Here is a 13,361-nt window from a genome sequence, read left to right as displayed (position 1 = left end):
TATAAATTGACAGCTATTTCTTCGATCCGTATAGCATATGGAGACCACCCCTCACAATTCGGTGTATTGCGTTTGCCCGAGTTGTCTGGCCTTCCTTGTCCTGTAGTTGTTACTATCCATGGGGGGTTTTGGAAATCGGAATATGGACTTGAAGAATTTGACCCACTTGACGAAGATTTGACACGTCGTGGTTACGCCGCTTGGAATATTGAGTACCGCCGAACAGGAGACGATGGAGGAGGTTGGCCAAGGACATTTCATGATGTTATAGATGCGGTAAATCACCTGTCTCAGCTTGAGGATCGCTATCAGCTAGACCTCTCTAGTGTGATAATCCTGGGGCACTCAGCCGGTGGACATTTGGCTCTCTGGTTGGCATCCCAAATTAGCAAAGATCAAACAGACGAGATGGGTAATCCTCTGCTTATACCTATTAAGGGGGTAATATGCTTGGCAGGGATTTCAGATTTGCGGAAAATGTGGGAGATCCATGTCGAAAAGGGGATTAGCAGTCCCGTGGCATCATTTATTGGCGGAACACCTCAAGAAGTATCTGACCGTTATTGCTTGGCTTCACCGATTGAACTGTTGCCCTTGATGAGCGTCGAGCAAATATTGATTCATGGTGAGCTAGACCGCCATGTTCCAGTAGAGATGAGTATTGAGTATCATCTTAGAGCTAACGAAATGGGTAACAAAGTTAGTTTGGTAGTGCTCCCAGAAGTCGAGCATTTTCAAATAATCGATCCGTCGTCATCGGCATGGAATACAGTGACCGATTCACTGGAGACTTTGTTAAGGCACATGAGAATATAGTCGGGCTGCAAAAGAAAAGGCTGCACCATCCTTTGTTGAGGAAGTGCAGCCTATTTGTATGTGTATGCCTAGGAGGAAGCTAGCCGATTATTATCTGGCCATCCATCCGCCGTCTACATTCAGGATGTGACCGTTCAGGTAGTCGGAAGCAGCGGATGCCAGGAACACAGCAGGTCCTTTAACATCTTCGGCAGTTCCCCAGCGTCCTGCTGGAATGCGGTCGAGGATGGAGTCGGAACGGTTCTGATCGGCGCGGATAGGCGCAGTGTTCTCAGTAGCCATGTAACCAGGAGCGATGGCGTTGATGTTCAGACCGGAGCCAGCCCATTCATTGGCAAAAGCTTTGGTCAGACCCGCTACGCCGTGCTTGCTCGCAGTGTATCCAGGTACGTTGATGCCGCCCTGGTAGGAGAGCATGGAGCAGATGTTGATGATTTTGCCGTTTCCTCTTTCCAGGAAGTGGCGGCCGGCGATTTGCGACAGCAGGAACACCGTATTCAGGTTCAGGTTGATAACGTCGAACCAGTCTTTTTCGCTGTGGTCTTTGGCTGGAGTGCGGCGGATCATGCCTGCGCAGTTTACAAGAATATCTACTTTGCCAGTGAAGGCAACCGCTTCGTCGAACATACCTTGCAGCTTGCTGTGATCTCCCAGATCGCCTGCGATGCTCAGTGCTTTTACGCCAAAGGCCTCGGCAGCCGCTACAGTTTCAGTACTTGGATTGAGGGAAGCGGAGATGACGTCTGCGCCTGCTTCAGCAAATGCAAGAGCGATCCCTTGTCCAAGACCTTGGGCAGCGCCCGTTACGATTGCTGTTTTACCTGCCAAACTGAATAAAGATGACATATGATATTCTCTCCTTTTAATTGTTCATTTGAATTCCGCATTCGATATTTACGCCAGCACTCCGGAACTGCTCCACGGTCTCGGACGCAAGCCCGCTGTCAGTCAGCAGCACGTCAACCTCCTGCAGTGAAGCGAACGTGCGCAGCGCGGTGTGCCCGAATTTGTGATGGTCTATTGTGGCGAATACGGTACGGGCGGTGGATACCAGAGCTTGCTTGTATTCAATGAAGTCACCGGTGTAAATTGACAGCCCATGTTCGATATGAACGGCTGTAGCCGACAGAAAAGCTTTCTCTATATTTAGCTTTTGGACATAGGAGACGGCTTCGGGACCGGCCAGCATATTGCGGACACGGTAACCCCCGGGAACGACGAGACGGATGTTGTCTCTCTGAACCAGTTCGCTGATGATGTACACGTCGTTGGTGATGACCGTCAGCGGCATGTTGTCCAGCCTCCGGGCAATTTCGAGCGTGGTGCTGCCGCCGTCCAGCGCAATGATGTCATCCTCTGCGATATGGGCCAGCGCAAGCTGCGCAATCTCCGTTTTTTCATCGGAATATTTAACCAGCGGGTTTTTGGATGGCAAAATACCGAACTGATCGCTTTGTGCCAGCACGGCTCCACCGTGGACACGCATAATAAGTCCCTGCTCCTCCAGCTTGCTTAAGTCCTCGCGGATTGTTTTTCCTGTCACCTGGAGCTTGTCGCTCAGCTCATTCACCGTTACATCCTTCTGGTTGAGTAAAACTTCCATAATCATCTCGTGCCGCCGTATCGGGTTCATCCGCCTGCCTCATCTTTCCGTAGTTGTTTTTGTTCTATTGTAATTCCTTCATACCTACGGGGTCCATATCATCATAGCGTTTGTTGTCTCCGGCCATGCTCCAGATGAAGGTATAGTTGTGCGTACCTACACCGCTGTGGATGGACCAGCTTGGAGAAATGACCGCTTGCTCGTTGTGCATAACGATGTGGCGGGTTTCGGTAGGCTCACCCATCAGGTGGAACACAATGGAATCGTCCGGCAGATCGAAATAGAAGTAGGCTTCCATCCGGCGCGGGTGAGTATGGGAAGGCATTGTATTCCACATGCTGCCCGGCTTGAGCTGGGTCATCCCCATTACTAACTGCGCGCTTTGCACGCCGTTCGTATGGATGAAGCGGTGAATAGTGCGTTCGTTGGAGTTTTCCAGGCCGCCCATTGCGCCGGATTCGGATTCAGCCAACGTAGTCTTCGTAGTAGGGTAGGATTGATGTGCAGGAGCCGAATTCAGGTAGAATTTCGCCGGCTTGGCGCTGTCCGCGCTTTTGAAAACAACATCCTTGGCGCCTTGGCCTACGTACAGACATTCTTTGAAATCTATTTCATATTCTGTTCCGTCAACAACAACCGAGCCTTTGCCTCCAACATTGATAACACCCAGCTCACGGCGTTCCAGGAAGTAAGTGACTCCAAGCTCTTTCAGGTCAGTGGTGAGCACGACGTCTTCTTTTACCGGATTGGCACCACCGACGATCATGCGGTCTTCATGGGTCAGGACAAGCTTCAATTCATCCGGAGCAAAAATGACAGGAATGTGAAACTCCTTGCGCAAACGTGCGGTGTCAAATTGCTTCACTTCATTGGGATGGGATGCGAAACGTCTTTCCATCGAATGTTCAATCTCCTTCGCAAACATATTTTCGTTCGTATAGGTACAATTTAATTCATATTCGTTCATTTTACAAGAGATAATCTTTTTTAGTGCGTTTATTTTAGTTTATTTATTGAAGTTGTACGTTGCCATATGAACCGAAAGCGTGCACAATAGAGGTGAAATGAGGATGAATTACCAGCTTACTGGAATCTGGCAAATGGTGGAGGGTGAACGAAAGTGGGAGAAAGGAAGTCTGCTGTGAGTGCCTATCAGGCTCGCCAAAATGAAATCATCTATTATATAGCTGTTGAAGCGGAACGCCTCCCGCTGCTGGACAGCGGCTTGTGGTTCCACGATGATGTGCGCAATAATTTTTATTATGCTTCCTATCTGTTTGCGGCTGCTGTTGATCCGGCTTTTGAGCTGCCTTTTGAGCGGGAGGCGGCCCGGCGCAAAGCAGAGGCAGTATTGCTGGAAACAGTGCTGCTGCAGAATAGGCAGCCCGGCACCGAATTATACGGCCACTGGCCGCTGGGGCTGAATCCTGTGCCGCGCGAGGCGGCTCCGCACGAGCTGCCGGTGGAGATCATGGGCAGCCTGATGGTCTGGTTCAGCAGGCAGTACGGAAGCAGGCTGAATGCGGGACTTCGGATTGCTTTTCATACTGCGCTCGGGCATATCTACCGCAGTGGCTTCTACCGTAAGCCTGTAGTTAACTATGGGCATCATGAAGCCAAATATACGGCAGCCAAGCTGATCTTCGGCAAGCTCTTCGATGACGCGGAGCTGCTTGCGGACGGGCAGCAAAGCCTGGAGAACACACTTGCGTATATCCGCGAGAAGGGAATGCCGGAGTACGGCAGCCTGCCGTGGTTCTGGCATTGGGTGCAGGCGTTCACCTGTGCCTGGGAGCTGGAGGAGGACAGCGGTCTGAAAGCGACGCTCGCGGAAATGCTGGACTACCTGTGGACCGAACGGGGACAGTGGTATCTTCGAGGGGCTTGGGCCGGAGCGCATTCCCGGGGCTGGCCGCATGATGTTCCGGCTGACGCCAATGTCCTGCACGACTATGTGCAGTTTGGGGATTTCCAGCTTCCGCAAGGCATGCCGCGCACCGAATATGCCGGATTTCTGTTCTATGAAGCCCCTGAACAGGTGCGGACAGCCGCTCTGAACCGGCAATCGCCGGTGGAAGTCACAAGAATTACGCAAAAGGTTGTTCCTGAAGCTCCACAGACTCAGCCTCTGCTTCATACCTATGCATATTTGACTGAGAGTTTTGCGGCAGGCGGCATCTGGGAGCGGGTCGAGGAGTTTGACAATGAACAGCTCCGCTGGGCTTTTTCACTGCCGGTGTCCGCTGAGTATGCTGTGAACCGGCTGTACTTTTTTCACCCCGGTGAAGGCTATCGGGAAGGTGATCCCCGCCACCAGAGCCGGTATATGGAAGTGCTTTACCACAAGAACACGATTCTTGCTTTATTCCCTGTGCCTCAAGGGGAGAAGGATACAATCATCGGTGTGCTGCCCAAAGGGAAATGGATCAAGCAGCCTTCCGCACTGTTCGGCCAGGTGGGCGGCGTTTATTTTGCAGTATACCTGTCGCATTCCTACCAACTGCTCGAACGGGAAGGTTACCTGGAGGTCTCCGTGAAAGGGATGCCGGGTGGCGTCGCAGTAGAGGCGGTCAGTGTCAAAGATGCTGCGGAGCGGGGAATCGTCGGCGGACTTACGGGTTTTGCTGAGGAATGGGCGACGAACGCCCCGTCTTTTGAAGTGGGGGTCGGGTTGAGGATCAACTACCGTACCATTAGAGGAGAACTGTTGGAATTGCTGGTGGGCAATACTTCTACAGAAGCTCATCTGAACGGGAATCCGTTCTCTTTGGAGCATTATTCTGTTAGCGGAAAATAATATTGATTGAACAAAAAAAGTACATCCCCCAGCGGTCATTTCTTTAGATGCCTATGGGGGTTCTTTGTGCCGGCAAGTCTGGACGTGAGGAAAGGGCTTTTGAATGGAAATCTTGGAATGGCTCTCTTATTTGCTATTCGGTCGGTTATCCTTTACAGTCTATCTAACGCGGGTCTGGTGCAGGATGCTGCGGATTGCCGTCATTTTATGAGTCCAGGACAAGGAGGAAATTCAATTGATTGCAACACTGCAGACCGCCCGGAAGGGCGTAACGGCTACATTTGAACGTCATTTTAAGCATCCGGTGGACAAGGTTTGGGCGATGCTGACTGAGAATGCGCTGCTGGCTAAATGGTTTCCCGAGCTGAGCATTCAGGAGTTGTCTGCTGGCGGAGTCATTAAATTTGACATGCAGGACGGGAACTTTATTGAGCTGGAGATTACGGATGTGAAAACGAACTCCATATTGGAATATACCTGGGGCAATGACTTGGTCCGTTTTGAGTTGGATGCTGAGCCGGAGGGCAGCCGTCTGCTGCTGGTTGAGTCGATAATGGAGATTACTGATCATACGGCAAAAGACCTTTCCGGCTGGCACGTGTGCCTGGATGTCATATCCGTACTGCTGGACGGAGAGGAGCTGCAGAACCGCAGGCAGGCATGGGAGCAGCAGTTCGTGGAATATACCCGGCTTGTGGAGGACTTTCGCAAAGCCATGTTATAACATTTGGGAGCATTCATACGTAGTTGTGATAATCCCTGTAATGACTTATTGGATACTAACAGCAATACAATGGCAGATCAACCCCTTACCGTGACCAAAAACGAGAAGGGGTTTTTGATTGCATTTGAATTTGCTCAGCCTGAACGCCCATAGAGGCGTTTTTATTTTGCCCTCTGATTGTGTTTTGCGGTCCGGGGACTACTTACTTATAGGGGGGGATTATGTGGAGCTTACAACGGATGGTATTGATGATGTGCGGTTCGGGCTTAAAGACCAAGCGCACAACAGAATTGATGAAAAAATGAAGGAAAAAGAATAAGGGAGCTGATTTGAATGGAGTGGAGTGCTGTAGCTAATTTTATTAAGCCGGAATTGTTGATTGTGGTGGCTGTGTGCTGGGTGATTGGGTACGTATTGAAGCAGACACCGCGAGTTCCGGACTGGACTATCGTTTATGCTGTTACAGTGGTCGCAATCATCGTTGTATGCATTATGCAGGGCTTTACAGCTGACAGCATCCTGCAGGGCGTCCTGTGCGGAGCTGTAGCGGTCTACGGTAATCAACTGGTGAAACAGGCGATAAAAAAGAGCGGTGATGAATAATGGCGCTCACATTGGAGCAAGTAAAAGCCAAATCCGCAAAACGCCTGGATGGGCTGCAGCCAGTTGTTCGGGCTGCTACCGTGGCGCTGATCGAGCGCTGTTACGCCCGGGGAGTAAATATAGTCATTACCCAGGGATTGCGCACAATCGCCGAGCAGGACGCGCTGTATGCACAGGGCCGTACCAAGCCGGGGGCCAAAGTCACCAATGCCAAAGGTGGTTATAGTTATCACAATTTCGGCCTGGCGATTGATTTCGCACTGCTGTTGCCGGACGGCTCCAGCGTTTCTTGGGATATGAAGCGGGACGGTGACGGCGATAGGGTGGCGGACTGGGTGGAGGTTGTTCAAGAGGCCAAGGCTCTGGGCTTTGGCTGGGGCGGCGATTGGTCCAGTTTTAAGGATTATCCGCACTTGGACATGACGTATGGACTGAGCACGGCCGATCTGCGAGCAGGCCAGCAGCCAACAGCAGATCAGGTACAAGCGGCATATGCCGTTATTAATAAATTTCAAGAGGAGGCGGACGAATTGTCGGTAGAGGATAAAAAACGGATTGAAGACCTGGAGGCCGCAGTTAAAGCGTTGACTAATAGCAGAGATACACTAAAGGATCAGGCGCTGCAGCAGGCCGTGGAGATTAAAGAGTTAAAGACGGCGGTACTAGAACTGACGGACACCACGCCGCCAGCATGGTCCTTGGAGGCTATTCAAGCGCTCCATGATACGCCATCTGTTATTAACGGCACGCCGGTTATTGATACGCCAGACAAAGCCACAAAGACGGAGGCTCGAATATTTACGGTACTGCACCGGTTGGGTCTGACAGCTCGACTGAAAGGAAATAAGTAAAATCCCCAAACGTTTGAGAATATGAGAAGCCCTGCTGGCCGTTGTGGTCTACAGGGCTATTTTTAACTAAGATTGTCTTTCGTATAATCGTGCGGTGTATTGTTCAATTTTAGACATTCTATCTGAAATAGACTCTACATATTGCAATAGAGCGGCGAATGCAAGAGTGAAGATAGCGGACGCCCCGCCAGCAACCCAAAACATCAGCAAATAACCCCATGCAAACTCTTTGTCCTCAAAAGAATACTCAGGTTCCGGTCCGTAAGTATTTCCCGCAACATCCCACCAATAAAGGCTAATACTAGCACAGTATAGGCCACCCATTTTAAAGCTTTAGTCATGTTTTTTCATCCCCTAAATCTGATAATAATTTCAATTTATTCTACCAGATTAAGGGATGGCAATCTATGTATTTTACAAAGAACATTAATATGTAAAGACCAGCCATGCACGGCCAGTTCGTAGCATGTTCCCACGACTCACCCCCAAAAAAATTGGGGAGTTTCCTAAATGCTCGGGAATTCGGTTAAAGCCCTGCCGGCCGTAATGGTCTGCAGGGCTTTCTTTATTTTTAATTATTAATTCTTCGTATATTTTTTTAACATCGTCAATATTTTTTGCTCTATGCGTTCAACAACTTATTAAAATGTGCATAACTTAAATTACGCCCGCTCCTCCAATAGCAGTTGCTGTGAATGCTATGGGTCCAAATAGATTTATAGGCAAGTTGCTATCATTTTGAATTACCAATTCATAGTTGTGGATTCCAAGATAAGGACCATCAACCCACAGAACATTTAATTGAATATCAGTAATTGTAGTAAAACGATAAAAGGATCTATAAATATCGACTCCAGCACGCCGAATTATAACAAAGAATTGACTATTAGCAAGTGCAGTAAGACTAAAACTACCATTTAACTCGACTCTACTGGAGAAAGAGTCAGGATTAGCCGGACTAATATTTACTTGCGCTGTGGCTAGCTCCGCTCCAGCTCCAGGAATGCCCGCAACCGTTAAAACAGTAGCAAACGGGTCTAACGGGATTTTTGCCTGAGAACCATAACTTATAATTGTTGCCATTATCATCACTCCATTTCAAGGTTATATATTATTATTATGTGAATCCGCAATTATAGATTGGACTTAATTCCTGATGATAATATACATTTAAGTTGTACTTTACTTGATCATATAAACCTAGATACTAGCGAGGGAATGATATGACGAATCTGACGCGACTTATTGCGGCTATCCCGGAAAGATTTGAAATTAGAGTATACATAAAATAACCCGCCGGGCTTAATAAGCCTGACGGGTTTGTTTTTGTTTATTGAGCTGTATACTCATTTACTTCAAAGGTTAAGATTTTATCGAACACAACATAGTCCTTGCGTTTGCTGAAGGGGCCTTTGTTATTCGTGTGCTTGTCAATCGCATACATACCAGGGCCTCTACCTGCATCGCGGGAATCATACCAGTTTACGAATGCTTCAATTTCACCGATTGGAAGGTCGTATTCTTTTTCAGTTCCGTTAATCAACGTTACGGTAAGAATAGCCCGATCTCCTGAGGGTTGCTCTGGAGTTGCTGTTGGTTTCGGAGTCGATGTCGATGACGGTGTTGGAGTTGCAGTTGGCACTGGAGTCGTTGTTGGTGTTGCTGTTGGTACCGGTGTAGCGCTTGGAGTTGGCGTAGGTGTTGGTGTCGCTGTAGCAGTCGGTGAAGGAGTTGGCGTTGGCTCGATTGTAGGTTCTGGTGTTGTTATCGGAGCAAAAACGTCAAATTCCTGCACGTTAGATAAAGATTCAAAGGAATACAAGCTAACACGCTTAACACCTGAGATTTTTGGTATCTGAACAATGTTGTCATTGATCGAAATCATTTCATTGTACAAGATTTTATTTCCAGCGCTATATAGATACAGCGAAAATTTAGTCCCATTATTCGCTTTTAAGTAATATCCCGCTATATCTTTTTCCTTTTCAAAATCATACCAGATTGAAGTATTGGGGTAGTTGGTGTTAACTTGGGTATTAAGATTATTATCAGTTAAAAGAGAAGTAATGCTCTGCGCGACATAAGAGCTTGGTCCGAAATAAAGAGATTTTCCATTCAAAAGACCACTAGGATATGCAAAAGCACTTTTAATAGGTAAAGCGGCGAGAATCATCACCAATATTAGCACTGACAGCAGATTTAACTTTATTAATCTCCGCATTTAAAACACTCCTCATTATGTATTATAGATATTCACTTTACAAAAATTAACAAGGGATGTCTAAACATTTATGTCTATATCTGCAATTAAGTGAGTGAACACGACGAAATTATTTTTTTAAGAGGATATTGAATTGTGAGTTCTTATTAGGAATAAAAACGCCCCGTAAACCATATTCGGTTCACGGGGCGAAAGTAATCTATTTTGTAGTGTATTCACTTACTTCAAAGGTGAGGATCTTATCATGTAGTACGTATTCAGTCCTCTTGCTGAATGGTCCCTTGTTGTTGTCGTGTTTGTCTATTCCGTAACGGTCAGATCCAGACGTTGTATCGTACCAATTCAAAAAGGCGTTGATTTCAGACATGGAAAGATCAAATTCTTTCTCCATACCAGCCGAAAGAGTAATGGTAAGTATTGCTCGTTCACCAGAGTGCTGTTCTGAAGTTGGACTAGGTGTAGGGTCAGGAGTAGATGTTGGCGAAGGTTTCGGAATCATATTGGTTGTTGTCCACCAAAAAGGAAAGGTACCACTGCTATATTGAATTGAACTACCAATCCACATCATTACGTTTGTAACATTAGAATTAGCGGGAGTATAAGCACTGACATAAAAAGTACCAGGAGGCAAAGAGTATTTTATATCATACTGACTGGTTGTAGATTCAAGTAAGTTACCTTTTTCGTCATAGAAGCTTAGAATAACTTGATCGCCGTTGCCAACAATCTTGATGTCAGAATAATAGTCTACTTTTGAGAATTGCTTGTAGTAGGTTTTTCCATCAGTAGATCCTTCGGCAACCGTATAACTTATTGATGTTAATATAAATATTGCGATGAATAATAAGATAAATATTAATCTTGATTTTTTGAGCATGATACACAACTCCTCAAAGATAAAGTATGAATGTGATTAAGAATAATCGGACTAGTAATATTTGTCCAAACAAAAATCCCTATATATGTAATTTAGTAATCTAAACATGACGAAATTCTTTTTTATCCCAGTAAGTGAATAAGTTACTTGTTGTATATAGAACATATGTAGTTATAATTCAAATAAATGTTCTTGTTTATGGGGGGATGAATCATGCTTGAGGGTACATATCGGTGTTCGGTTAGTATACATAAAATAACCCGCCGGGCCTATGCCTGACGGGTTATTTTTTTAGGTATTAGGCAAATAATCTGGATTGTTTAAAATCTGATTGACGATAAAAAGCAAGTCGTCATCATTTACGTATTCATCACCGGCTTGCTGTGCGTTGTACTTAACCGGGTCGACATCGGGAGCAAAATACTTGAAGTATCTGGCATCAATCGCGAGATCGACGAGAGTGTACTTTCCCGATTTGTTCACGTCCGTCGCCTCTATAACAATGCTGTCTTCCAAGCAGTTATCCTTATCTAAGTCATATTCATCTTCGGTATCTGCAATTCTTGCCTTAGTGGAATCTACTACCGCCGTGCCTATAGCCTTAGCCTTAAACTTAAGTTTTATAACTACAGTATCTTTGCTAATACCATATTCTTCGCCTTGGCTGGCAACTACAAAGCGAACAGCACCATTTAAGTCGGTTGGCGTGTTATATACTTTATAGCCGGTTACTTCTTCGAATCCAAGGTATTGCAGGTGTTCCTTGTCATATTTTATTTCGAAGTCTTCAGCGTAGATATCCTTCACGTTTTTAAGGGATACATCTGCCGTGAATTCTTTTCCTAAACCAATCTTCTCTGGTGAGATGGCTACATCAAGAGTAGGCTCCAGCACAGGTGTTGGGCTTGGTGTCGGAGTTGGTGTTGGCGTCGGAGTTGGCGTTGCTGTTGGCGTTGCTGTCGGCGTTGCTGTTGGCGTTGGTGTTGATATCGGCCCGGCATATACGTTGAACTCTTTAACGTCCCATGGAGTGGTCGCATCCGCCTTATACAAAACAATGTAAGCAGCGTCGCTAGACTCGAAACCATTAAGTGATTGCAATGAACCATCTTTCACAGTACTTGATGATGCTATCCGTGTTACACCGTCAAGCGCATAAAGTTGTACGTCCACAACGTTGGTTGTCAGTAGGCGGTAACCTGATAGATTAATAGGTCCAGTGAGCTTAAACGCCATATAATGGTATCCCGCATTACTATTATTGTTTTTAGTGTTAACGTTGTTATCCGTAACTCCAGTCGCTGTCATTCCAATATTTCCTGGGTTCGTACCATTGATATAAAATTGCATAACTTTATTATCCAATAGCCCCCCGCTAAAATTTGGCGGTGTAACATCAATAAATTGAGCATCGGTGAAGCTCGCTAGTGGAGTGAAGCCTCCATTAAACAGTTCAACTTTACTGAGAGACGATTTAGCAGCTAATGTTATCTCCATATAGTTAGCAGTAATGGCAACGCTAGTGCTTGCACTTAGAGGCAAAGCATTTCCACTCGGAAACTCAAATACCGGATTTCCACTTGCACTAAAAAGTTTGAAGGTATTAAATCTACCAGACCCACTAATATGCCATTCAGCCGAGGTGTAACTCTTATCAAAATTTATTCTTATTACCTTCGGAGTGTCACCCGACGATATAGCAGCAAAAGACTCCTGCACTGGCAGTGCCAAAAATAGTAAAACAATGATCAATAGTAACTTTTTCATATTACACACCTCACAATAATATTATTTTCTAAATTCATTCAAAAAAATTATGTATCTGATTAGTTAATAGTTTTATTTCCCCTTTCGTTGAATAATTTGTATTCATGTTGCCTGACTATCCTAAGACAATAATTGAAATGCGTCTAAACAAAAATTCTTATATTTGGAATAAATAGAACCAAGTCAAAAAATGTACATAAACATACAATCTTATGAAGATTGATGAGTCAGGCTGTTATCGAAAGAAGGAAGCCCAAAGAATAGTAATAGGCCCACCAAGATCTCGCTGGTGGGCCTATTGTTTTATTCAGTTGCGGAGTAGTCACTTACTTCAAAGGTGAGGATCTTATCATGTATTACGTATTCGGTGCGTTTGCTGAATGGGCCTTTATTGTTGTCATGCTTATTAATCCCATATTTTGCTGTTCCGTTTGCGCTGTCGTACCAATTAAGGAATGCATTAACTTCTGAAATTGGAAGATCATATTCTTTCTCATCACCCGTTGTCAGAGTAACGCTTAGAAATGCACGATCACCCGATGGTATTTCTGGAGTTGGAGTTGATGTAGGTATCGGCGTCGCTGTTGGCGTTGGTGTTGGTTGTGTGGATAAGTATCCATATGCATTAATCTCATAAACTTTTAAATCATTATTAGCTTTACCAAAAAAATATAGGCGACATTGTCAATATCCACAGTTAGCTCTTGTTCAGTTAATATTTCACTACCAATGACACGTTCCCCTATTTTAGAACCTTGATCATTATAGAAAATAGCGGAAAACTTGATTTCCAGTGTTTTCAAATTTCACTTTAAGTTTAGAAATGTAGTTCTCTTCAGATAACTTTATCCAAAATCCTGTAAGGGAATCTTTATAATTTCCAACTTTTTCGAATGTAACCAGATCACCATCTGTTAATTTATAAGTTGTTGTGTTTCCTGTATTAATATCATTTCCAATTGTCAATTAAGTGAGTGAATCCGATGAAATTCTTTTTTATTCCAGTAAGTGAATAAGTTACTTGTTGTACATAGAACGTGTGTAGTTATAATTCAAATAAATGTTCTTGTTTATGGGGGGATGAATCATGCCTGAGGGTGCA

Annotated in this window: 12 protein-coding genes; 5 read left to right on the top strand and 7 right to left on the bottom strand. The window is 45.4% G+C overall.

Going from position 1 to position 13,361, the window contains the following annotated elements; translation table 11 throughout:
* Nucleotides 1-6: 6 nt before the first annotated feature.
* Nucleotides 7-816, top strand: a complete 810-nt coding sequence (locus AC0LWN_RS04395; RefSeq protein WP_474663376.1) for an alpha/beta hydrolase family protein — start codon at nucleotides 7-9, stop codon at nucleotides 814-816.
* A 90-nt stretch (nucleotides 817-906) separates the two neighbouring features.
* On the opposite strand, the gene kduD is transcribed toward AC0LWN_RS04395, so the two are convergent.
* From kduD to kduI, 3 genes are read right to left on the bottom strand one after another with little or no spacing between them, the layout of a single operon-like run.
* Nucleotides 907-1,662, bottom strand: coding sequence for a 2-dehydro-3-deoxy-D-gluconate 5-dehydrogenase KduD (kduD, locus tag AC0LWN_RS04390; protein ID WP_474663375.1), 756 nt, complete (start codon nucleotides 1,660-1,662; stop codon nucleotides 907-909).
* A gap of 16 nt (nucleotides 1,663-1,678) precedes the next feature.
* Nucleotides 1,679-2,449 carry a DeoR/GlpR family DNA-binding transcription regulator gene (locus AC0LWN_RS04385; protein WP_474663374.1) on the bottom strand — a complete coding sequence of 257 codons (771 nt, stop codon included), beginning with the start codon at nucleotides 2,447-2,449 and terminating at the stop codon, nucleotides 1,679-1,681.
* Between the two features lie 34 nt (nucleotides 2,450-2,483).
* Complete coding sequence (gene kduI / locus AC0LWN_RS04380) at nucleotides 2,484-3,317, bottom strand: 5-dehydro-4-deoxy-D-glucuronate isomerase (protein WP_474663373.1); 834 nt, start codon at nucleotides 3,315-3,317, stop codon at nucleotides 2,484-2,486.
* A 222-nt stretch (nucleotides 3,318-3,539) separates the two neighbouring features.
* Between kduI and AC0LWN_RS04375 the strand changes: the two genes are divergently transcribed.
* From AC0LWN_RS04375 to AC0LWN_RS04360, 4 genes are all read left to right on the top strand, one after another.
* Nucleotides 3,540-5,216, top strand: coding sequence for a hypothetical protein (locus AC0LWN_RS04375; protein ID WP_474663372.1), 1,677 nt, complete (start codon nucleotides 3,540-3,542; stop codon nucleotides 5,214-5,216).
* A 235-nt stretch (nucleotides 5,217-5,451) separates the two neighbouring features.
* The gene (locus AC0LWN_RS04370; protein ID WP_474663371.1) at nucleotides 5,452-5,940 is read left to right on the top strand and encodes an SRPBCC family protein; all 489 of its coding nucleotides are present in this window, start codon (nucleotides 5,452-5,454) and stop codon (nucleotides 5,938-5,940) included.
* A 333-nt stretch (nucleotides 5,941-6,273) separates the two neighbouring features.
* Nucleotides 6,274-6,543: a phage holin family protein gene (locus tag AC0LWN_RS04365; protein ID WP_458962545.1), complete on the top strand. Its 270-nt coding sequence runs from the start codon at nucleotides 6,274-6,276 to the stop codon at nucleotides 6,541-6,543.
* The gene (locus tag AC0LWN_RS04360) at nucleotides 6,543-7,394 is read left to right on the top strand and encodes a M15 family metallopeptidase (RefSeq protein ID WP_474663370.1); all 852 of its coding nucleotides are present in this window, start codon (nucleotides 6,543-6,545) and stop codon (nucleotides 7,392-7,394) included. Before AC0LWN_RS04365 ends, AC0LWN_RS04360 begins: the two co-directional genes overlap by 1 nt.
* Before the next feature lie 657 nt (nucleotides 7,395-8,051).
* Here the strand turns inward: AC0LWN_RS04360 and AC0LWN_RS04355 are convergent.
* The 4 genes from AC0LWN_RS04355 to AC0LWN_RS04340 all read right to left on the bottom strand — a co-directional run bounded on the left by AC0LWN_RS04355 (nucleotide 8,052) and on the right by AC0LWN_RS04340 (nucleotide 12,259).
* Nucleotides 8,052-8,477, bottom strand: coding sequence for a hypothetical protein (locus tag AC0LWN_RS04355; protein ID WP_474663369.1), 426 nt, complete (start codon nucleotides 8,475-8,477; stop codon nucleotides 8,052-8,054).
* A gap of 247 nt (nucleotides 8,478-8,724) precedes the next feature.
* Nucleotides 8,725-9,615: an SPRY domain-containing protein gene (locus AC0LWN_RS04350; protein ID WP_474663368.1), complete on the bottom strand. Its 891-nt coding sequence runs from the start codon at nucleotides 9,613-9,615 to the stop codon at nucleotides 8,725-8,727.
* Nucleotides 9,616-9,814: 199 nt separating this feature from the next.
* Nucleotides 9,815-10,492: a hypothetical protein gene (locus AC0LWN_RS04345; protein ID WP_474663367.1), complete on the bottom strand. Its 678-nt coding sequence runs from the start codon at nucleotides 10,490-10,492 to the stop codon at nucleotides 9,815-9,817.
* 291 nt (nucleotides 10,493-10,783) lie between these two features.
* The gene (locus tag AC0LWN_RS04340) at nucleotides 10,784-12,259 is read right to left on the bottom strand and encodes a cohesin domain-containing protein (RefSeq protein ID WP_474663366.1); all 1,476 of its coding nucleotides are present in this window, start codon (nucleotides 12,257-12,259) and stop codon (nucleotides 10,784-10,786) included.
* Nucleotides 12,260-13,361 lie beyond the last annotated feature (1,102 nt).

The sequence above is a fragment of the Paenibacillus sp. sgz302115 genome (assembly GCF_056120445.1).
Note: the sequence above shows the minus strand (reverse complement) of the source record. Positions and strands in the feature narration are given on the sequence as shown.